22 protein-coding genes are annotated in these 20672 nt (G+C 71.7%); 9 read left to right on the top strand and 13 right to left on the bottom strand.

What is annotated here, in order from left to right; genetic code table 11:
• Window positions 1-26 precede the first annotated feature (26 nt).
• The 4 genes from FHX33_RS01995 to FHX33_RS01980 all read left to right on the top strand — a co-directional run bounded on the left by FHX33_RS01995 (window position 27) and on the right by FHX33_RS01980 (window position 4081).
• Entirely contained in the window at window positions 27-1556 is a 1530-nt protein-coding gene (locus FHX33_RS01995) for a GMC family oxidoreductase (RefSeq protein ID WP_039923962.1), read from the top strand.
• 25 nt (window positions 1557-1581) lie between these two features.
• Window positions 1582-2349 (top strand): SDR family NAD(P)-dependent oxidoreductase, encoded by a 768-nt coding sequence (locus FHX33_RS01990; RefSeq protein WP_183428099.1) that lies wholly within the window; start codon window positions 1582-1584, stop codon window positions 2347-2349.
• Between the two features lie 51 nt (window positions 2350-2400).
• Window positions 2401-3204, top strand: coding sequence for an SDR family oxidoreductase (locus FHX33_RS01985; RefSeq protein ID WP_183428098.1), 804 nt, complete (start codon window positions 2401-2403; stop codon window positions 3202-3204).
• A gap of 85 nt (window positions 3205-3289) precedes the next feature.
• Window positions 3290-4081: an alpha/beta fold hydrolase gene (locus tag FHX33_RS01980; protein WP_021764769.1), complete on the top strand. Its 792-nt coding sequence runs from the start codon at window positions 3290-3292 to the stop codon at window positions 4079-4081.
• Window positions 4082-4115: 34 nt separating this feature from the next.
• Here FHX33_RS01980 and FHX33_RS01975 read toward each other — a convergent pair whose 3' ends face one another.
• From FHX33_RS01975 to FHX33_RS01925, 11 genes are all read right to left on the bottom strand, one after another.
• Window positions 4116-4808: an ABC transporter ATP-binding protein gene (locus tag FHX33_RS01975; RefSeq protein WP_021764768.1), complete on the bottom strand. Its 693-nt coding sequence runs from the start codon at window positions 4806-4808 to the stop codon at window positions 4116-4118.
• Window positions 4805-6559, bottom strand: coding sequence for a branched-chain amino acid ABC transporter ATP-binding protein/permease (locus FHX33_RS01970; RefSeq protein WP_021764767.1), 1755 nt, complete (start codon window positions 6557-6559; stop codon window positions 4805-4807). The genes FHX33_RS01975 and FHX33_RS01970 overlap by 4 nt, the downstream gene beginning before the upstream one ends.
• Window positions 6546-7406 carry a branched-chain amino acid ABC transporter permease gene (locus tag FHX33_RS01965; RefSeq protein ID WP_021764766.1) on the bottom strand — a complete coding sequence of 287 codons (861 nt, stop codon included), beginning with the start codon at window positions 7404-7406 and terminating at the stop codon, window positions 6546-6548. The genes FHX33_RS01970 and FHX33_RS01965 overlap by 14 nt, the downstream gene beginning before the upstream one ends.
• Window positions 7407-7487: 81 nt before the next feature.
• A complete protein-coding gene (locus tag FHX33_RS01960) occupies window positions 7488-8675 on the bottom strand; it encodes an ABC transporter substrate-binding protein (RefSeq protein ID WP_021764765.1) in 1188 nt (395 codons plus the stop codon).
• 164 nt (window positions 8676-8839) lie between these two features.
• Entirely contained in the window at window positions 8840-9229 is a 390-nt protein-coding gene (locus tag FHX33_RS01955; protein WP_021764764.1) for a nuclear transport factor 2 family protein, read from the bottom strand.
• 33 nt (window positions 9230-9262) lie between these two features.
• Window positions 9263-10081, bottom strand: a complete 819-nt coding sequence (locus FHX33_RS01950; RefSeq protein ID WP_021764763.1) for a MoaF C-terminal domain-containing protein — start codon at window positions 10079-10081, stop codon at window positions 9263-9265.
• A gap of 36 nt (window positions 10082-10117) precedes the next feature.
• Window positions 10118-10858 (bottom strand): SDR family oxidoreductase, encoded by a 741-nt coding sequence (locus tag FHX33_RS01945; protein ID WP_021764762.1) that lies wholly within the window; start codon window positions 10856-10858, stop codon window positions 10118-10120.
• A complete protein-coding gene (locus FHX33_RS01940; protein ID WP_183428097.1) occupies window positions 10855-12015 on the bottom strand; it encodes a zinc-dependent alcohol dehydrogenase in 1161 nt (386 codons plus the stop codon). Before FHX33_RS01940 ends, FHX33_RS01945 begins: the two co-directional genes overlap by 4 nt.
• A gap of 171 nt (window positions 12016-12186) precedes the next feature.
• Window positions 12187-13128 carry an AraC-like ligand-binding domain-containing protein gene (locus FHX33_RS01935; protein WP_183428096.1) on the bottom strand — a complete coding sequence of 314 codons (942 nt, stop codon included), beginning with the start codon at window positions 13126-13128 and terminating at the stop codon, window positions 12187-12189.
• Between the two features lie 178 nt (window positions 13129-13306).
• Window positions 13307-13891, bottom strand: coding sequence for a YdeI/OmpD-associated family protein (locus FHX33_RS01930; protein WP_420870858.1), 585 nt, complete (start codon window positions 13889-13891; stop codon window positions 13307-13309).
• Between the two features lie 20 nt (window positions 13892-13911).
• Window positions 13912-14667 (bottom strand): class I SAM-dependent methyltransferase, encoded by a 756-nt coding sequence (locus tag FHX33_RS01925; protein WP_021764156.1) that lies wholly within the window; start codon window positions 14665-14667, stop codon window positions 13912-13914.
• 76 nt (window positions 14668-14743) lie between these two features.
• Between FHX33_RS01925 and FHX33_RS01920 the strand changes: the two genes are divergently transcribed.
• Window positions 14744-15466: a GAF and ANTAR domain-containing protein gene (locus tag FHX33_RS01920; RefSeq protein ID WP_021764157.1), complete on the top strand. Its 723-nt coding sequence runs from the start codon at window positions 14744-14746 to the stop codon at window positions 15464-15466.
• Entirely contained in the window at window positions 15463-16176 is a 714-nt protein-coding gene (locus FHX33_RS01915) for a GAF and ANTAR domain-containing protein (RefSeq protein ID WP_021764158.1), read from the top strand. The genes FHX33_RS01920 and FHX33_RS01915 overlap by 4 nt, the downstream gene beginning before the upstream one ends.
• A gap of 161 nt (window positions 16177-16337) precedes the next feature.
• Here FHX33_RS01915 and FHX33_RS01910 read toward each other — a convergent pair whose 3' ends face one another.
• Window positions 16338-16643: a chorismate mutase gene (locus tag FHX33_RS01910; protein WP_021764159.1), complete on the bottom strand. Its 306-nt coding sequence runs from the start codon at window positions 16641-16643 to the stop codon at window positions 16338-16340.
• A 215-nt stretch (window positions 16644-16858) separates the two neighbouring features.
• Between FHX33_RS01910 and FHX33_RS01905 the strand changes: the two genes are divergently transcribed.
• Both FHX33_RS01905 and FHX33_RS01900 read left to right on the top strand, forming a co-directional pair.
• Window positions 16859-18652 (top strand): 2-isopropylmalate synthase, encoded by a 1794-nt coding sequence (locus tag FHX33_RS01905; protein ID WP_183428095.1) that lies wholly within the window; start codon window positions 16859-16861, stop codon window positions 18650-18652.
• Window positions 18653-18661: 9 nt separating this feature from the next.
• A complete protein-coding gene (locus tag FHX33_RS01900; protein ID WP_246396855.1) occupies window positions 18662-18919 on the top strand; it encodes a DUF4190 domain-containing protein in 258 nt (85 codons plus the stop codon).
• A 19-nt stretch (window positions 18920-18938) separates the two neighbouring features.
• On the opposite strand, the gene FHX33_RS01895 is transcribed toward FHX33_RS01900, so the two are convergent.
• Window positions 18939-19232: a hypothetical protein gene (locus FHX33_RS01895; protein WP_021764840.1), complete on the bottom strand. Its 294-nt coding sequence runs from the start codon at window positions 19230-19232 to the stop codon at window positions 18939-18941.
• Window positions 19233-19472: 240 nt separating this feature from the next.
• On the opposite strand from FHX33_RS01895, the gene FHX33_RS01890 reads away from it, so the two are divergent.
• On the top strand, window positions 19473-20642 hold the full coding sequence (locus FHX33_RS01890) for a hypothetical protein (RefSeq protein ID WP_039923594.1): 1170 nt from the start codon (window positions 19473-19475) through the stop codon (window positions 20640-20642).
• The last annotated feature ends 30 nt before the right edge of the window (window positions 20643-20672 follow it).

Raw genomic sequence — 20672 nt, 5'->3', positions numbered from 1 at the left:
AACGACTCGAGGGAGAGGCGTCCGGGATGCAGACCAACGGTGTACGCAGCGCGATCGTGATCGGCGCGGGGTCGGCGGGTTCCGTCGTCGCCCGGAGGCTGGCCGACGCCGGAGTGTCGGTGACCGTGCTGGAGGCCGGCGGCGAGGACACGAACCCCGCCATCCACGACCCCAGCCGCATGGGCGAGCTCTGGCACAGCCCGGACGACTGGGACTACTTCACCGTCCCGCAGGAGCACGCGGCCGGCCGAGAACTGCACCTGCCGCGCGGCAAGGTGCTCGGCGGCTCCCACTCGCTGAACGCCATGATCTGGGTGCGCTGCGCGCCGGCCGACTTCGACCACTGGGCGGCGCTCGGCAACGACGGCTGGGCGTGGGACGACGTGCTGCCCGTCTACCGCGCCATCGAACGGTTCTCCGGCGGCGGCTCCGAGCTGCACGGCGCAGAGGGCCTGCTCGACGTGACCGACGACTATCCGCTCGACCCCATCCAGGAGTCGATCATCGCGGCGGCGGTCGAGGAGGGCCTCGAGCACAACCCCGACTACAACGGCGACCACCTCGACGGGGTCTCGCAGCAGCAGATCACCGTGCGCGACGGGCAGCGGCTGAACACCTACCTCGCGTACCTCAAGCCCGTGCGCGACCGCGTCGACGTGCGCACCGGATGCTGGGTGCACCGCCTCCTGATCGAGTCCGGCGACGACCGCACCCCGCGGGTCGTCGGTGTGGAGTTCGAGCAGGGCGGCGAGGTGCAGCAGCTGCGCGCCGACGAGGTGATCCTGTGCGCCGGTGCCCTCGACTCGCCACGCATCCTGTTGCGCTCGGGCATCGGCCCGGCAGCCGAGCTGGAGGCGCTCGGCATCGCGCCCGTCGCCGACCTCCCCGGCGTCGGCAAGAACTTGCACGACCACCTCCTCTCGCCGGTGATCTTCATCACCGAGCAGGAGGTCGGGCTCCCGCGCGCGGGCGTCTCGGTGACGCAGTCGCACCTGTTCTGGAAGAGCACCCCCGACAAGGAGGTGCCCGACACCCAGCCCATCCACTTCTCCGTCCCGATGTACCACGAGGGCATGACCGGCCCCGCGGACGGCTTCTCGCTGATGGCGGGGATCGTGTCGCCGAAGGCGCGCGGCAGTGTGACGCTGTCGGGCCCGGGAGCACACGACCCGCTGCTCATCGACCTCGACGCGCTCGGCCACGCGGATGATGTCGCGTCGCTCGTCGCCTCCGTGCGCCAGTGTCGCAGCATCGGCACCCGCCCCGCTCTCGCCGCCTGGGGTGCGACCGAGCTCTACCCGGGCCCGGAGGTCGGCGACGACGAGCTCGAGGACTACGTGCGCTCGACCGTCGTCACGTACCACCACCAGGTCGGCACCTGCGCGATGGGCGTCGACGAGCAGGCGGTCGTGACGCCGCGGCTGCGGGTGCACGGCGTCGACGGGGTCCGCGTCGCCGACGCGTCGATCATGCCGCGCGTGACGACCGGCAACACGAACGCCCCGAGCGTGCTCATCGGCGAGAAGGCCGCCGCCTTCATCCTCGCCGGCGAGTGACCGCGACGCGGGACGGGGGACGACGATGGAGCTGGGACTCGCCGGCCGGTCCGTGATCGTGACCGGCGCGGCCAGCGGCATCGGCCGGGCGAGCGCCCTGGCGTTCGCGCGGGAGGGGGCGCGCGTCGCCCTGCTCGACCGCGACGAGCGCGGACTGCGCGCGCTGCAGGCCGAGCTGCGCGCCTCCGGCATCGACAGCGCAGTGACCCTCCCCGTCGACGTGACCGACGAGTCGTCCGTCCGTTCCGCCGTGGAGGAGGCAGCCGCCGCGCTGGACGGCGTGGATGTCGTCGTCGCCTGCGCGGGGGTCTCCGGCCCGTTCGGCTCCCCCGTCGACGAGATCGCGCTGGAAGCCTGGAACGCGGTGCTCGCCGTGAACGTGACCGGGCCGTTCCTGCTCGTCAAGCACACCCTCCCCCATCTTCGCCGCTCGAAGGCGCCCGCGATCGTGCTGCTCGCCTCCGACTCCAGCTTCGTCGCGGCGCCCGGGATGGTGCCGTACAACGCCTCGAAGGGCGCCGTGCTGCAGCTCATGCGGGCGCTCTCCGTCGACCTCGCCCCCGACGGCGTGCGCGTGAACGCCGTGTGCCCCTCCATCGTGGACACCCCGATGGCCCGCGCAGACCTCGGCGTCGAGCCGGGCGGGTTCGCCGGGGCGGACTTCCCCGTGCAGACCGCCGAGGAGGTGGCGCGGCACGTGCTCTACCTCGCATCGACGGCCTCGCGGCCCGTGAACGGCCACGCCCTCGTCTCCGACTTCGGCTACCTGGCCCGGTCGTCGTTCCCGGCCTGAGCGCCTGATCGCCTCATCCACTCCACCACCTCCGAGAGAAAGCAGGCCGCCGTGACCGCACGCGGAGCATCCGTCGACGGCAAGGTCGTCGTCATCACCGGTGGCGGCACCGGCATCGGCGCCGCGACCGCCCGCCGCTATGCCGCCGAGGGCGCGCGTGTCGTGCTCGTCGGCCGCCGGCCCGGCCCCCTGGAGGCGGTCGCCGCCGAGACCGGCGGCCTCGCCGTGGTCGCGGACGCGAGCGTGCGGGAGGAGGCGGAGGCCGCCGTGCACCGCATCGTGACCGAGCTGGGCCGCATCGACGTCGTCGTGGCGAACGCGGGCGGGCACGGTCTCGGCACGGTCGATGAGACCGACGACGCCGCGTGGGAGCTGTCGTTCCGCACCAACGTGACGACCGCCTTCGTGCTCGCCCGCGCCGCGCTGACGCCGCTGGTCGAGTCGCACGGGCAGATCGTCGTCGTCTCCTCCCTCGCGGGACTCTTCGCCGGACCGGGCGTCGCCGGCTACACCGTGGGCAAGCACGCGCTGATCGGGCTCACCCGCTCCCTCGCCCGCGACTACGGCCGCTACGGCGTGCGCGTGAACGCGGTCTGCCCGGGCTGGGTGCAGACACCCATGGCCGACGAGGAGATGGACGACTTCGCCCGCGCCGCCGGGCTGTCCAGCCGCGAGGAGGGGTACCGGATCGTCACCGCCGCCGTGCCGCTCGGCCGACCCGCGCTGCCGGAAGAGATCGCCTCCGTCATCCGTTTCCTCGGCTCGGCCGAGTCGTCGTACATCACCGGCGCGACGATCGTCGCCGACGGCGGCGCCCACATCGTGGACGTACCGACCATCGCGCTCGACGCCTGAGCGGCGTCCGCGTCCCGGGAGATACGATCTGTGGGACACGACGGGAGCGCAGTCTGATCGCCCCGGCAAGGCAGGGAGACGACGGGTGCCGACGACGGACGTGGGAGCCACGCGGGTGAACTGGCGCCGAGGCGGCGCGGGCGACAGCGTCGTCCTCCTGCACGGACTCGGTGGCGACATCGGGTTCTGGGACGCCGAGCTCCCTGCTCTCGAGCGGGACTTCGACGTGATCGCCCTCGACCTCCGCGGGTCCGGCGCGACTCCCTCGTCCGCCGGCGGTCACGAGATCTCCGACCTCGCCGACGACGTCGTCGCGGTGCTCGACGATGCCGGCGTCGCCCGCGCGCATGTCGTCGGCTTCTCGATGGGAGGGCTCGTCGCTCAGGCGCTCGCTCTCCGGCACCCGGGTCGTCTGAACCGTCTCGTCCTGGCGTCGACCTACGCGACCATGGGCCACCAGGCCCGTCTCTTCCTCGACGCGGTCCTCGACGTCTACGAGAACGGCGCAACGGCGACGCAGATGTTCGAGCTCATCTGCCCCTGGCTGTTCTCGCCCGCGTTCGTGCAGGATCCAGCGAACCGCGCCTTCTTCGAGCTGCCCGAGGGCGCGGCCGACGACCAGTCGATGGAGGACTGGCGCGCGCTGTACCGGGCGCAGCGGAACTTCGACGTCACCGAGGAGCTCTCGCGCATCTCCGCCCCGACGCTCGTGGTGTCCGGAGCTCGGGATGCGCTCGTGCCGGCGGCGGACGCGCTCGCGCTCCGGGACGGCATCGCCGGCGCGCGCCTGGAGGTCTTCGCCGAATCGGGTCACCTCGTCAACGTGGAGGATCCGGCCCGGTTCATCGGGTCGATCCGCGACTTCCTCCGCGCCTGAAACGTCGGGCCCGGGCCTGGGAGCCGTCGCCCGGTCAGCCGCCGAGGTACGCGCGGTGCAGCACCTCGGGCGACGCCTGGAGCGCCGACGCCTCCCCCTCGAAGGTCACGCGTCCGCCGGCGACGACCAGCGCGTCCGAGGCGACGCCGAGCGCCAGGTGGGTGAACTGCTCGACGAGCAGCACCCCGACCCCCGACTCGCTGAACTGCCGGATCATCGGCAGCAGGCGCATGAACACCACCGGCGCCAGGCCGAGCGACATCTCGTCGATCAGCAGGAAGCGCGGCTTGGAGGCGAAAGCGCGCGCGAGCACGACCATCTGCTGCTCGCCGCCCGACAGCAGGCCGGAGGCGCTGGTGCGAAGCTTCTCGAGCTCCGGGAACTGCGCGAGCGCCTCATCCACCCCCTCCTGCGAGCCCGCGGTGAGCCGGATGTTCTCCTGCACGGTCAGCGACGGGAAGATCGCCCGCCCCTGCTCGATGTGCACGATGCCACGACGGGCGCGCTGCACGCGGGAGAGCTTCGCGATCGACTCGCCGTCGACGCTGATCGTGCCGGCACTGGGCGCGACGACGCCGGAGATCGACTCGAGCAGACTGGTCTTGCCCGCGCCGTTCGGGCCGACGAGCGCCGTGATGCGGCCCGGCTCGACGCGCAGGCTGACACCGCTGATGACGGGGCCCGCTCCGCGGCTGACCGCGACGGAATCCAGGACGAGCGCGTTCACAGCATCTCCGTTTCACCCATGTACGCCTTCATGACGGCGGGGTCGGCGAGCACCTCCGCCTGCGGTCCGCTGGCGAGCACCTCGCCGAAGTCGAGCACGGTGAGGCTCGAGCACACCGACCGCACGAGGTCGAGGTCGTGCTCGATCAGCACGATCGACATCCCGAACCGGGCGGGCGCCTGCAGCAGGCGCTCGCCGAGCTCGACGTGCTCCTCGTGCGAGAGGCCGGCGGCCGGCTCGTCGAGCACCAGGATGCGGGGCTGCGCGAGCACGTTGGCCGCGACCTCCACGAGCCGCCGGGTGCCGACGTCGACGCTCTGCAGCCGGGTGCGGGAGGCGGGGCAGCCGAAGAAGGCGAGGGTCTCCTCGATCTCGGCCGCGCTGAGTCGGCGGCGCGCGACGAACCGCACGTAGGCCTCTACCGTCAGCGTCGGCGGCACGCGGTCCTGCTGGAAGGTGCGCCGCAGACCCAGCCGGGCACGCTTGCTCGCCGACAGGCCGCCGAGGTCGCGCCCGTCGAGGCTGACCGTGCCGGTGTGCTGCGGGAGGAAGCCGGTGACCGCGTCGACGAAGGTCGACTTGCCCGCGCCGTTCGGGCCGATGAGCCCCATGATGCTGTTCTCGCGCACCTCCAGGCTCACGCCGTTCAGGGCCTTCACCTGGCCGAAGGCGACGCCGAGGTCCTCGACCACCAGCACCGGCGCTCCTGACGACGGGGGCGCGGCGATGGGCGGAGTGACGGCCGTCTCCGGGGCGGGCTCGACGGCGGCGGCCGCAGCGACGACCGGCCGTCTGGCGGCCTGCCGCTTCCACCACGCGTTGCGGATCCCCTGGCCGAGGTTCGAGCCGCTGGTCAGCGCCTGCACCCCGAGCACGCCGAAGATCACGAAACCCCAGTCCTGCGGGATGCCCCAGCGCTTGAGCAGCTCGGGCACCGCGATCCAGACGATGCCGCCGAAGATCACCATGTCGATCAGGTACGCGCCCGACATGATCGCGAGCACGTACAGGGCGAGCGATTGGATGGGCGTGAAGCTGCTCGCGAACGGCAGCCCCACCTGGCCGGCGATGAGGCCGCCGCTGATGCCGCCGAGCGTGGCGCTGACGGCGAAGGCCGTGAGCTTGGCGCCGCGCACGCTCGCGCCGACGGATGCGGTGCCACGCTCGGAGAAGGCGACCGACTTCCAACTGGAGCCCCACCGCCCGTTCTGCAGGAAGTAGACGGCGATGCCGCAGATCACGAGGACGACCACGCTGAAGAAGAAGTAGGAGCGGTCGTCGCTGAACGCGTCCGGCCGCAGCACCGAGATGCCGTCGGTCGACCCCGGGAACTGGATCTGCACCAGAGTCACGTCGGCGGCGGCCGCGAACCCCAGGGTGACCACCGCCAGGTTGACGCCGCGGAGACGGAGGGCGGGGAGGCCGACCAGCACGCCGACGACGCCGGCGGCGAGACCGCCGAGGATCAGCCAGACGATGAACCCGCCCGGCGCCTCCAGCGTGTTCAGCAGCGAGACGATCCACGCGCCGACGGCGGCGAACGTCAGCTGGCAGAGGGCGATCATCCCGGCGCTGCCGGTCACGATGCCGAGACCGAGGATCGCGATGGCCGCGACCACGGCGCTCACCGCGAGGAAGACGAAGTAGCCGGAGAGCCCGACGCTCAGCAGGTAGCCGGCGACGAGGCCGACGGCTCCGACGATGAACGGCAGGGCGATCCGCGCTGCCGGAATGCCGCTAACGCGCCGCATCCCACACCTCCTTGCGCTGCATCCACAGCAGGAATCCGACGATGAACAGGAACGGCAGGAAGTTGCGGATGAACGACACCGCGTCGATCTGCGCGACCAGGCCGCTCAGCAGCCCGAGCACGAGGCCGCCGACGACCGCGAGGTCCAGCCGACGGAACCCGCCGAGCAGCGCGGCCGCGGAGGCGGGGACGATGAGCATCGACAGGCTCGTCGCGTCGTTCGACTGCGACGGCGCCACGATGATGATGACCAGGGCCGAGATCAGCCCGGTGACCGCCCACACGGCGACGCTCAGGGGCCGGGCCGGGATGCCGATCAGCTCGGCCGTCGTCGGCCGCTCGCTGAGCGCCCGCAGCTTGGTGCCGATGGAGGTGCGTACCAGCACGATCCGGCAGGCGACCGCGACGACGATCGCGAGCGCCACGGTCACGACCGTGACCTGGCTCACCACCACCCCGCCGATCGAGAAGGCCGGCCCGGAGAGGATCGGGCTGAACGGCTGCGGCTTGTTGCCGAACAGGATGAACGACAGCGAGATCAGCATCAGCAGCGGCCCGACCGTGACGGCCGAGCGCGTCGTGATGTCGGCCTCCGGCAGCCAGGTGGCGATGATGAGGCCGATCAGGGCGCTCAGTGCTCCGCCGATCAGGACGCCGACCAGCGAGCCGAGCCAGATCGGCCAGCCGGCGTGGCTGACCAGCCACACGGCGACGAACCCGCCGAACATGCCGGTCGCGGCCTGCGAGAAGTTCACGACGCGCACCAGGCGCGCCATGAGGGTGAGGCACACCGCGAGCACGGCGTACAGTCCGCCGGCGGCGAGGCCGGCGAGGGCGCCCTGCAGCATCGGGGCTCCTTTCGGGTCGGGGGCGAGGAGGTGATGGCGAAGCCGGGGTGGGGCCCGCCCGGTCGGCGGGCCCCACGACGGTCACTTCTTGGGGATGGTGATCCAGTCGTCGCCGTTCAGCTCCCAGGCGTTCTTCCCGGTGACGAGCTTGATCGGCCAGCCGGCGGTGTTGCCGTCATGGGCCTTGGCCGTGCCGAACGTGTACGGCGTGCCGACCATCGGGTTGGTGATCGCGCTCATGTCGTGCAGCGCCTTGGTCACCGACTCGCGGGTGATGTCGCCCTTGATGCCCTCGGCGACCTGGATGAAGTACTTCGCCGCCAGATAGCCGCCCTGCGAGAACGACGTCAGCGGGATGTCGTTCTTCGTCATCAGGTCGCGCCAGTCCTTGTTGATGTCGCTGGACGCGTCCGTGAACGGGTAGAACTCGGCCGGCACGTAGATGCCGGCGCCGGCGTCGCTGACCGCCTTGGCGAAGTTGTCGCTGTAGACGCTGGTCAGGTACAGCCAGCTGACGTCGTTCCAGCCCTGCGCGTTCGCCGCCTTGACCTGCGCGATCGCGTCCGGCTCGACCGGGTTGATCGCGAGGGCCTTGCAGCCCGCGTCCTTCGCCTTGACGATGTACGGCGTGTAGTCGCTGGCGCCGTACGGGACGGTGTCGTCGATGTAGAGCGGCTTCTTGCCGGTGATCTCCGTCCACTTGTCGATCGCCTTCTGGTAGGCGGGACGCGTGCTGCCGGCGATCTCGAGGAGGACGCAGATGTTGTCGAGCTTGGCGACCTCCGAGCCCCAGTACAGGGTGAGGGTCATGTCGTTGAACGGCCCGACGTTGGCCGGCGAGATGTTGGGGCTGTCGAAGCAGCCGGTGTCCACCCCGACGCCCGGGATGGAGAGGATCTTCTGCTGCTCGTAGTACTTGGCGTTGATCTCGCACTCGATCAGGCTCGCCGAGCCGACCATCGCGACCGCCTCATCGCTGCCGACGATCTCGCGGGCGTTGGCGGAGGCCGTGGCGGGGTCGCCCTTGTCGTCGAGCGACTTGTAGTCGATCTTGTGGCCGTTGATGCCGCCCTTGGCGTTCTGGGCGGCGAAGACGGCCGCGGCGGCCTGCGCCGCCTCCGGAAACGTCGCCGCCCCGCTCTTGGTGTTGACGGAGCCGACCACGATCGGGGACGAGCCGTCGCCGCTCCCGCCGCCGCTGCAGCCGCTCAGTACCAGTGCTGCGGATGCCGCGAGCGCCGCTGCTGCGTAGAACACGTGTTTCCTCATGCGCTTCCCTGCCTCTCGGGTTGCGCCACGACCACTTCGTCGTGGCATCTCGGTGTGAACCTATGGCCGGGCGATACCCGGCCGGTTGCCTGTCGCCGCATCCTTCTTGCCCGTCAGTGCTCGCCCGGGTGCTCGCCCAGGCTCCGCTCGGGCGAGACCGGCGCTCACGAGAGGGCGTCGCGGACCTTCGCGGTGTCGGTGAACTGCTCGAACGCGACGACGCGGCCGTCGGCGAGACGCCAGACGTGGGCGACCCGGGCCTCGAAGTGTCGGCCGGTCTCGCGGTGGGTGCCGCTGTACGTGCCGAGGCCCACGATGGTGTCGCCGCCGTCGACGAGCTCGGTGATCGCGGCCGTGTATCCGTCCCACTCGGCCGCGATGCGCGCGAAGACGCCGGCGGCGACCTCCTCGGGGCCGATGTAGGTGCCCGCGTACGGGAACCCGGCCATCTCGGTCCAGCGGGCGTCGGGCGCGAGGGGCGCCAGCATCCCCTCGATGTCGCCGCGGTCGCTGGCGGCGTAGTGGGCGGCGATGATGTCGCGGTTGGAGGTCATGGTCGTCTTCCGGTTCGGTGCGGGCGGTGGAGGTCAGACCGGCTGGGCGTCGGGGTACGACACCGAGCCGAGCGGGTAGATGTGGCCGCCGGCGCGGGAGTGCTCCGACTCCCCCGCCCCGTTCAGGCCGAGGAAGATCCCGGTCGTGCGCAGGTCGTAGCCGAGGTCGTGCAGCCAGACGCTGGCGACCGCGATGCGGAACTCGCGGAAGCAGAACAGGTAGAGGCCGTCGGCGAACTTCCACACCGTCGAGAGGTCCATGTCGCCGTGGCCGCGCTGCACGCCCTCCAGGCACTGCCAGGCGTACCTCTGCGACGAGACGTAGACGTGCTCGTAGAGGTGGTGCGGGCTGTAGCGGTAGACATTGCGCTTGCCGATCAGGTCGCGGGAGGGGGCGGGCGCCTCCCCGGTCGGGTCGCCGCCGTCGGTGACCGCGGCGTGGAAGGTCTGGCGTACCCGCGGGGTGCCCTCCACCTCCTCTTCGCCGATGACGGAGTGCGCGACGAGCGCACGGTGGCTGGAGGTGGAGTAGACGACCGTGATCGCCTCGCGCTCCACGCTGGCCAGCGGGAGGTTCACGAAGACGACGTCGTCGCGGGCCGCCACCGCGTCGTACGGGTCGCGGCCCTCCGTCGCGCCGACGCCGAGAGCGGCGCTCGCCGACCAGACCACGGCGTCGGCCTCGAACGCCAGCGACAGCGTCGAGCCGTCGTCGAGGGTGAGCACCAGGGAGGTCCCGGTCAGGTCGGTGTTCGGCAGCCGGTAGGTGTCGATGCCGGCGGCGAACTCGTCGTAGGTGCGCCACTCGTCGGTGGCGGGGTCGTGGAGGTCGTCGGTGGTCGTGTCGGTCATGGTGTTCCTTTCGTGGATGCGGCTGGGGTGGTCGTCTCAGCGCAGCGAGTAGCCGCCGTCGATGAGCAGGTCGGTGCCGTGGCAGTAGCCGGCGTCGTCGGAGAGCAGGTAGAGCGTGCCCGCGGCGATCTCGTCGACGGTCGCGAACCGCCCGGGGACCGTGTTCGGGAGCCACTGGTCGTGCAGGGCGGAGTCGGCGGCGAGCAGGGGCGTGGCGACATAGCCGGGAGACACCGTGTTGACCCGCACGCCGCGCGGCCCCCACTCGACGGCGAGCGTGCGCGCCATCGCCGTCACGCCGGCCTTCGCCGTGTTGTAGGCGACGGTGCGCTGCGGCACGTTGACGACGCGGTTGCCCGACATCGACGCGACGGCGACCATGCTGCCGCTCCCGGCCGCGAGCATCGTCGGCGCGAAGGCGTGCAGAGTGAGGAACACGCCGCGCAGGTTCACGGCGAGCACGGCGTCGAACTCTCCGATCGAGAGGTCCTCGGCCGCCGTGTCCGAGCCGCGGATGCCCGCGTTGGCGACGACATGGTCGATCCGTCCGCCGCTGAGCGCCAGGAGGTCGGCGGCGGCCTGGGCGACGCTGCCCAAGTCGGAGACGTCGCACGGGATGTGCTCGCCGATCCCGCCCGGCTCCACGTCGAGCCCGAACACGAGGGCTCCCTCCGCGGCGAGCGCGGACGCGATCCCCCGGCCGATCCCGCTGGTCGTGCCGGTGACGGCGGCCACCCGCCCGGCGAAGCGCTCCCGAGCGTTCGTCGCGCCGGTCATCGCGCCGCCACCCCCACAGCGGGATCGATGACGGCCTTCAGCACGCCGCCGTCCCTGCTCTCGATCACGTCGTAGGCGGTGCGCACCTCGTCCAGCCCGAACCGGTGCGTCACCAGGGACGCGTAGTCGTAGTCGCCGCGGTCGAGGAGGCGGATGGCGGGCTCGAAGCCGCCCGCCGAGAGGAACGAGGGCAGCACGTCGATCTCCCGGGTCAGCAAGTCCTCGTCGGCGCGGAACGTCACCGGCGCCTCCGCTCCGCAGGCGCCGGCGAGCACCACCCGGCCACCGCGGCGCACGAGCCGCACGGCCTGCTCCTGCGCCGCCGTCGCCCCGGCGATCTCGATCACGACGTCGGCCAGGGTGCCCCCGAGCGCCTCCCGGACCGCCTCGACGGCGTCGGTCTCACGGGAGTTCACGACGGCGTCGGCGCCGAACGCGCGGGCGAGCTCGAGGCGGTTCGCGCGCGTCCCGACCACCACCACGCGCCCGGCCCCCGCGGAGCGCGCAGCCGCGGCGGCGAGGATGCCGACGGGTCCCGGGCCGATCACCACGACGCTCTCCCCCGGCGCGACCCGGCCGCGGGCGATGGCGCGGCAGGCGACCGCGAGGGGCTCGACCAGCACGGCGCGCTGCCACGGCATCGTCTCGGGCAGGCGGTGCACGACGGCCTCGGGCGGGACGAACAGGTGCTCGGCGTACCCGCCCCACATCCCCGGTGCGACGGTGCGCGGGATGTTGACGCCCAGCTGGCGGCCGTGCGGGAACCCGTTGGCGGGATCGTCGGCCTCGCAGAGGTTGTAGCGGCCCTCCCGGCAGCGCGCGCAGGAGCGGCACGGAAGCAGCATCTCGACCGCGACGTGGTCGCCGACGGCGAGGCCGCGTTCGGCGGCGGCGCGTTCCCCGATCGCCGCGACCTCGCCCACGAACTCGTGCCCGGGCACGAGCGGGAACGGGTCGCCGATGTGCCCCGCGAGGAGGTGCAGGTCGGTCGCGCAGACCCCGACGAGGGCGACCCGCAGCAGGAGGTCGCCCGGGCCGAGAGCTCGGACGGTCTGCTCGGCCGTCTCGATCACACCGCGGGCCGGGAAGACGACCTGCCTGCTGACCGCAGGGAGGTTCGTCGGATGATCCGTCGGGGGAAGGGCACTGCCGGGCATCGGGTCTCCGTCTCCGCCCGCGCCGCACCGCGCGGGCCGACCCCATGGTGCGTGCGCCCGGAGCGCCGCCTCAATGCCGGGGGCGCGATCGTGCTCTGGGCGTCAAGCGCCCTTCCCTCCGCGACAACGCGAGCGGCCGCCGCGACGACGCGAGGAGGCCGCTCCCCGGCTTCAGCCCGGGTGCGCTGCGGCCGCGGCGGCGGCGCGGAGGTCGCTCGGCGACTCCGCGTACGCCGCCTTGAACACGCGGCTGAAGTGCGCCGCGTCGACGAAGCCCCAGCGCGCCGCGATCGCCGCGACCGGCCGGTCCCCGTAGATCGGGTTCACCAGGTCGCGCCGGCAGCGGTCGAGCCGCCGGGAGCGGATCCACGACGACACCGTCGTGCCCTGCTCCCGGAACAGGCCGTGCAGGTGCCGGGTCGAGATGAAGTGCACGGCCGCGATCTGCGCGGGCCCGAGGTCGGTGGAGGCGAGGTTGGCGTCGATGTAGGTGCGGATGCGCTGCATCAGCGCCTGGTGCGGGTCGAGCGCGCCGGTCATGTCCAGCTCGTTGGCGAACATCGTGGTGACGAGGTCGAGGGCGGTGTGCGCGAGCCGTGCGCCGGTCGGTCCAGAGAGCTGCTCCAGGTTGCCCGCGAGTTGGGCGAGGAACGGCGCGATGATGCCTCCGACCCCGCTCCGCCCGCTCATCTGCACGGCGGTCAGCTGGGCGACGACGTCCGGCGGCAGGGCGATGAGGTGCTTCGGGAACATCACCACCATCGTCCGGAAATCGTCGTCGAACACCAGCGAGTACGGCCGGTTCGTGTCGTAGACGGCGAGGTCGCCGGGTTGGAGGGTGGCCTCCCGGTCGTCCTGGATCAGCAGTCCCGTGCCCGAGAGCATCAGGCTCAGCTTGTAGTAGTGACGGTCGGAGCCGGCGATCAGCTCGGGCGTCCGCTCGACGACGTGCTCGCCCGCGCTCACCTCGTAGACGTGCACCTCGTCGGCACCGGCGCGCCGGATCCTCCCCCAGAACGGATCGGGCCGCGAGCTGGTCACCTCCAGCGGCACGAACGAGTCGGAGACCGCCTGCCGGAAGTCGCTGAACGTGCGCGCGATGGAGGTCGTCACGCGGTTGGGCTCGCGGGCGGGACCAGGCGTGGCGGGCGTTGCGGGTACGGGACTGCTGAGCACGAGGAGCACCTCACTCGGATTCGGGACAGCGCTGTATACGATCCGTGATACGGGATGCTAGCACCGTTCCTACACGCGTGGACGATCCGATTCGAGCTCGCGTTCCGCTCGTGGCCTACTGCGGGTACGGGGTCTCGCCGCGCTCCAGCATCGTGACCAGCTTCTCGAGCCGGTTGGCGCGGGTGGTGGCGTTGGAGGCCGTCATGAGGCGGTGCAGCACGGCGTAGCGGTTAGTGCCGTTGAGGGTCTCAAACAACGCCGCCGCTGCCGGCGAGACGGACAGCGCAGCGGCGAGGTCGTCCGGCACCTGCGCGGTGGAGGCGCCCGCGTACGCGCGCTCCCACCGGCCGTCCGCCTTCGCGCGGTCGATCTCGGCCTGCCCGCGTGGGCGCATCCGGCCGTCCGCGGTGAGCGCCGCGACGAGCCCGATGTTGCGCTCCGACCAGAGGGAGGCCGTGCGCCGTGGAGTGAACCGCTGCAGGAACGTGGCCGCGTCGAAGCTGCGCTTCTGCCCGTCGATCCACCCGCTGCACAGGGCCTCGTCCAGCGCCTCGGCGTACGTCAGCGTGGTCGGCTCGGTCGTGCCCTTCTTGGCCAGCACGAGCCAGACCCCGTCGGAGTCGTCCTCGTGGCGGTCGAGCCACGCGCGCCAGGCGGCGGCGTCGGCGACGACGAACGGTTCGGGTGCGGTCTGTGCCATGGCAGCCATCGTAGGGGCGGTCACCGACGCCGGGCCTCGATGAGGTGCCGGGTGGAGTGCGCGATGAACGGGCCCTCGACCGCGATGCGCTCGTGCAGCTCCCGCAGCGCGTCCCGATACGTCTCCACCTCGAAGCCCGGCACCCACCAGATCACCTTGCGCAGCAGGTAGACCACAGCCGAAACATCGAGGATCTCGATCCGGAGCCGCGCCGTGCGCAGGTCCACGATCTCCAGTCCCGCGGCCCGCGCTGCGGCGGTCTCGTCGTCGGGGTGGCGTCCGCGCCGCGCCGCCGGCTGCGGCCCGAGGAAGAACTCGATCAGCTCGAAGGCGCTCGCCGGGCCCACGTGCTGCGCGAAATACGTGCCGCCCGGCCGGAGCACGCGAGCGATCTCGTCCCACCAGATCGTGGCGGGATGACGGCTCGTCACGAGGTCGAACGCGCCGTCCCCGAACGGCAGCGGCGGCTCGTCGGGGTCTGCGACGACCGCCACCCCGCGAGGATGCAGGAGGGCCGTCGCCCGGGCGACGTTCGGCGGCCACGACTCGGTCGCCACGGCGACCGGCGGGAAGCCGGGCGACTCGGCCAGCACCTCGCCGCCACCGGTCTGGATGTCGAGGGAGGCCGATGCCCGTCCCAGCCGCTCCCCGAGCAGCCGCGCGTACCCCCACGGCGGGCGCTCCTCCGTGGCCCGGCCCTCCAGCCAGCCGAAATCCCACCCGGTGACGTCGGCCTCCTCGCCCTCGGCGATCAGCTCCTCGAACGACTTCGTCATCCCGCCATCCTCGCAGAGCTCCGCTCGCGCGGGCCGGAGCAGAGTACCGTGGGGGCATGGGCAAGGCGGTACGGCTGTGACGGGTGCGCACGAATCGGAGGACCGGTTCGGTGTGGTGCTGGCGCAGCTGCGCGACGACGAGCTGCCCCGGCTGGAGCTGGCGCGGCCGTTCGTGGACGTGCTCCCCGTCACCGGGACCTCCGTCTCGACGCTGGGCGACCTCCTCGGCACCGAGACCGTCGCCGCTAGCGATGCGCAGGCCGCACGGCTCGACGAGCTGCAATTCGACCTCGGCGAGGGCCCCTGCTGGGATGCGCTCCGGCTGGAGCGGCCGGTGCTGGAGCCCGACGCACGCCGCCCGCGCAACGAATGGCCGTCGTTCTCCGAGGCGATCAAGGACGACGTCGGCGCCCTGTTCGCGTTCCCGATGCTGATCGGCCCGCTGAAGATCGGGGCCGTCGACATGTATACGACGGAACCAGGCATCCTCACCCGCGTGCACGTGCGACAGGCGACCGCCCTCGCCGACCAGGTCGCCCGCATCCTGCTCCATCAGGCCGTCTCCGCGCTGGTGCACGAGACCGAGGAGGCGGAGGTCACCCCGTTCTCCCGCCGCATCATCCACCAGGCGACGGGGATGGTGCTGGCCCAGCTCGGCCTCACCGCCGAGGACGCGCGCCTCGTGATCCAGTCGCACGCGTTCGCCACCGGGCGCACCATGATGGCGGTCTCACAGGATCTCCTCGACGGGAGGCTGGACTTCTCGCGACGAGACGGACGGATCGAGGACTCCCGATGACCGCACCCGGCCGCGAGCAGGACCTGCTGCAGGCGTTCGCCCACCTGGCGGACACGCTCGTGGCCGACTACGACGTGGTCGACATGCTGCAGAACCTGGTGGACTCGTGCCGGGACCTGCTCGACGCGACGGCCGCCGGCGTCCTCCTCGCCGACTCCTCGGGCGATCTCGACCTGATCGCGTCCACGAGCGAGGCGAGCCGGCTGGTCGAGGTCATGCAGCTCGCCGCCTACGCCGGCCCGTGCATCGAGAGCTTCTCCACGGGCACCATGGTCTCGGTCCCCGATATCTCGCGCGCCCCGGATGCGTGGAGGCTGTTCCGCGAGAAGGCCATCGAGCAGGGCTTCGCCGCGGTCGACGCCATCCCGATGCGCCTGCGCGAGACCACGATCGGAACCCTCAACCTGCTGCGCGCCGAGCCCGGCCCGCTCAGCGAGAACGATCGGGTCGCCGCCCAGGCCTTCGCCGACGTGGCGACGATCGGGATCCTGCACGAGCGCACGCTCGCCGAGAGCGAGCAGATCCGCCAGCAGCTGCAGTACGCGCTGAACAGCCGGATCGTGATCGAGCAGGCGAAAGGCGTCATCGCGCACACCCACGGCATCCCGATCGACGACGCGTTCACCGTGCTGCGCTCCTACGCGCGCTCGCATCAGCAGGGGATCTCCACGGTCGCCCAGGCCGTTGTCGATCGGACCGTGGAGCTCTGAGGCCGAGCCCGCCGCGCCGTCGGGGCGAGCCGTGATCAGGCCGAGAGGTCGGTCACGTACCGCTCGGCGGCCCCGCGCCGAGTGTCGGGTCACGACGGCTGAGCCGCCGAGCGGGGGCCGGGCCCGACTGCGCCCACGATACGCCCGGGTGAGTGATTCTCCTAGCGTTCGCCGGAGGAGCGCAGCGGTTCCTCCCCGGCGTGGACGCGCAGCTCCAGGTCGATGAACGCGGCGATCATCGCGCGATAGGTCTGCTCGACCACGGTCGGATCCGCCCCGGCCGTCTCCGCGAGCGCGCGAACCTTCCGGATCACCGCCTCCACCCGATCCGGAGCTCGGACGGCGTCGCGGTCGGGCTTGAGGCTCCCCGCCACCTCGACCCAGCGCTGCCGCTGCGCGATCACGGCGACGAGCTGCGCGTCGAGTGCGTCGATCTCGGTGCGGACGGCGTCGATGTCGGGGCTCATCCCACCGAGCCTATTCGGCGCGCTCGACCCTCGCCGAGGGGACCTCCCCCATACTCGTCTACTTGTCTGAGGAGTTGTGCTACAGTCGGCACATGCTCCGCATCGAGTCCCTCCTTCTTCGCCGCCACGACGGGGTCTAGCCGACCGGCTCCCCGTCGTGGCTGCTGGGCTGCGCCGGTCATCCCCGATCCCGGCCACCCCGAAGGACTCGTACCATGACCAGCACACCGTTCCCCCGCCTCTCCACCCCCGCCGGCCCGGTCCCGGCCGATGCGCCCGCCTGGAACCGGCAGCGCGGGTCGCAGATGCCCTCGCACCGCTACCGCGACGTCTTCTCCCGCGTCGAGGTGCCGATCGTCGCCCGCGACTGGCCGTCCCGGAGGCTGACGCAGGCGCCCCTCTGGGTACCGGTGGACCTGCGCGACGGCAACCAGGCGCTCGCCGAGCCGATGGACCCGCACCGCAAGCGGCGGTTCTTCGAGCTGATGCTGGCGATGGGCTACAAGGAGATCGAGGTCGGCTACCCGTCCGCGTCGCAGACCGACTACGACTTCGTGCGGCTGCTCGCCGAGACCGGGCTGGCCCCGGAGGACGTGACCATCGTCGTGTTCACGGCCGCCCGCCGCGACCTCATCGAACGCACCGTCGCGTCCGTCCGGGGGATGCGCAACCCCGTCGTCATCCACCTCTACACCGCGACGGCGCCGATCTGGCGGGAGGTCGTGCTCGGCCACGGCCGCGACGCGCTGACCGAGCTCATCCTGGCCGGCGGCCGCGACGTGCTCGAGTTCGCGGGCGACCTGCCCGACGTGCGCTTCGAGTTCTCCCCCGAGGTCTTCAACCTCACCGAGCCCGACTACGCGCTGGAGGTCTGCGACGCCATGACGGAGCTGTGGGAGGCGACCCCGGAGCGACCGGTCATCCTGAACCTGCCCGCCACCGTGGAGATCGCCACCCCGAACGTGTACGCCGACCAGATCGAGTACATGCACAAGCACCTCGCCCGCCGCGACGGCGTCATCCTGTCGGTGCATCCCCACAACGACCGCGGCACCGGAGTCGCCTGCGCCGAGCTGGCCGTGCTCGCCGGCGCCCAGCGCGTCGAGGGCTGCCTGTTCGGCAACGGCGAGCGCACCGGCAACGTCGATCTCGCCACGCTCGCCCTCAACCTGCACGCGCAGGGCGTCGACCCGATGATCGACTTCTCGGACATCGACGAGATCCGCCGGACGGTGGAGCACGCCAACCGGATCGAGGTGCACCCGCGCCATCCCTACGTCGGCGACCTCGTGCACACGGCGTTCAGCGGCACCCATCAGGATGCGATCCGCAAGGGTTTCGCCGAGCACCGCGCGCGGGCGGCTGCGGAGGACCGGCCCGAGTCCGAGTTGGAGTGGCGCGTGCCGTACCTGCCCGTCGATCCCGCCGACCTCGGCCGCGGCTACGACGCCGTCATCCGCGTCAACTCCCAGTCCGGCAAGGGCGGCATCGCCTACCTGCTGGAGTCTGGCTACGGGATCGAGCTCCCGCGGCGCCTGCAGATCGACTTCGCCCGGCACGTCCAGCGGCACACCGACGCGACCGGCGACGAGGCGACTCCCGCGCAGCTCTGGGCGCTGTTCCGCGACACGTACGTCGCGGCGCCCGACGAGGCGGTCGGCCTCGTGGACTACACGACCTCCGACACCGACGGGCGCACCCGCACGACGATCACCGTCCGCGTCCACGGCGACGAGCGCACGACCACGCACGACGGCGTCGGCCCGGTGGAGGCGCTGGCCGAGGCCCTCACAGCCCACGGCCTCCCGGTCGAGGTGCTCGGCCTGCACCAGACGAGCATCGGCGAGGGCGCCGACAGCCAAGCCCTCACGCTGATCGAGTACCGCGACGGCGCCGCCACCCGCTGGGCCGCGGGGCAGGACCGCTCCGTGCTGACCGCCAGCCTCGCGGCGCTCGCGGGCGCGGCCTCCCGCGTGGCGCGGGTGCACCAGCCGACCACCATGCGCTAGAAAGTGGACGTGACTCAGACTCCCGGCGCGGCCGTGCCCAAGACCAACACGTTCGCCCTCATCGGCTTCATCGCCGCCTTCGTCATCCCGGTCGTCGGGATCGTGCTCAGCGCGATCGGGATGAAGCAGACGCGGATCACCGGCGAGGGCGGCCGTGGGCTCGCACGGGCCGGCGTGTTCCTGGGCTCGCTGTTCACACTGTTCCAGGTCGGCTTCTTCATCGTCTGGGCGTCCCTCTTCTTCGGCGCCCTCTCCCACATGCGCTGAGGAGGACCGGCGAGCGTGCTCAGGGCACCGGCCGGATGATCGGGACGGGGTCGGCGCGGTAGCCGCTCGTCGCCTCCTCGTAGCTGGTGTGCTTGCGCTTGGGCTGCGAGTCCGCGGGAGGCGGCACGGGCGTGTGGCTCAGCGCGTGCAGCACCAGCTGCTCGACCAGCTGCGACGCGCTCGTTCGCCGGTGCTGGGCGATGCGGATCAGGGCGGAGTACTCGGCCTCGCCGAGGTGGATCTTGAGCGGGATGCCGCCGGGCACATGCCCGGGGCCGAGAGTCGTCGGAGCCGTGATGTCGAGTTCGCTCATGCCAGGATCATGCGCCTTGGGACGGGTGTGCGTCGAGTGGCAGTTAATACACGCCAACTAGCGAGATTGCCCGTTGCCGCGACTCCCCCGATGGGTGCATCATGCAGCCGTCAGGATACGTATGACCGACACCGGCCTTCTCCGCCTCGTCGATCGGCGGGACCGGCGTCGATGCCGGCCGGCCACAGGGGGTGGCCGGCCGGCGGCCACCGGTGCTGCATCCTCCGAAGGGAGCAGGACATGGGTTGGACCACCCAGAACCTCACCCAGAAGTTCGGTGCGCCTCCGGCGCTCTCCGGGCTCGTCGGCTACCTGTTCGCCGCGGAGCCGACGCGCCACGTCGTCTACCGGCAGCAGAGCGGCGACTCGGCATCCGCCGGGCACCTCATCGAGCTGTACTGCGGCACGGACGACGTCTGGCACGCGAAGGACATCACGGACGAGGGAGGCGCGCCGCAGGCGACCTCCGACCCGTCCGCCTACGCGTTCGAGAGCGAGGGGACGCAGCACGTCGTCTTCCTGAGCGATGACGACGGGCACATCCACGAGCTGTACCAGTCGGACGGCTGGCACCACGGCGACCTGACGGACTCCTCCGCGTCGGTGGTGCGGGCGGTCGATCCGCCGTTCGGCTGGGCGTCGGCGCACTACGGCACGCAGCACGTGGTGTTCCGCGACGAGTACCGCAGGGTCTACCTGCTCAGCCGCGGGACGGGCGACGATGCCTCCTGGACGCAGCATCCTCTCACCACTGCGACAGGGCCCCACGCGGCCGTCGCGCCCGGCGGCTACGCCTTCGACGCGGCGCAGACGCAGCACCTCATGATGGTGGGCGACGATCAGCTGCTGTACGAGTACGTGATGACGAACGGCGCGTGGGGTCCGCCCCGCAATCTCGGCCCCAACGTCGGCGCCTCGCGCGACGCGCTGCCGCATCCCACCGGCTACGGATTCGCGGGCGACGGCACGCGGCACGTCCCGTGGCTGGGCGAGGATCGCGACATCCACGAGCAGTCGTTCACGAACGGCGCCTGGTCGCCGACCAACCTGACGACCGAGGTGGGCGGCACGTCGCCGATGCCCGGGCTCGCGCCCGTCGGCTACGCGTTCGAGTCGAACCCGGCCGTGCCCGTCGGCACCCGCAACGTCATCCACGTCGGGGCCGACGGCGTCGTCTACGAGTTCTGGAACGACCCGTCCGGCTGGCACGTGAACCCGCTGACCGGCGGCGCGGGATCCTTCCCCGCCGCGTCCGCGCCGACCGCCTTCGCCGATCCCGTCGCCGGGACGCAGAACGTCTTCTACCGCTCCACCGCGGACGAGATCATCGAGCTGCGGTACACGCCGAGTGGGTTGCACGGCTCGGTGGGCATCCATGGGTCGGCGCACCTCCACGGCAAGGCGCTCTGACCGCGGCCGTCACCGCCGCCGTCACCGGCA

This window comes from Leifsonia aquatica, from assembly GCF_014190775.1.
Taxonomy (GTDB): domain Bacteria; phylum Actinomycetota; class Actinomycetes; order Actinomycetales; family Microbacteriaceae; genus Leifsonia; species Leifsonia aquatica.
The sequence above is the reverse complement of the archived record's forward strand: the minus strand, read 5'-3'. Positions and strand labels throughout refer to the sequence as shown.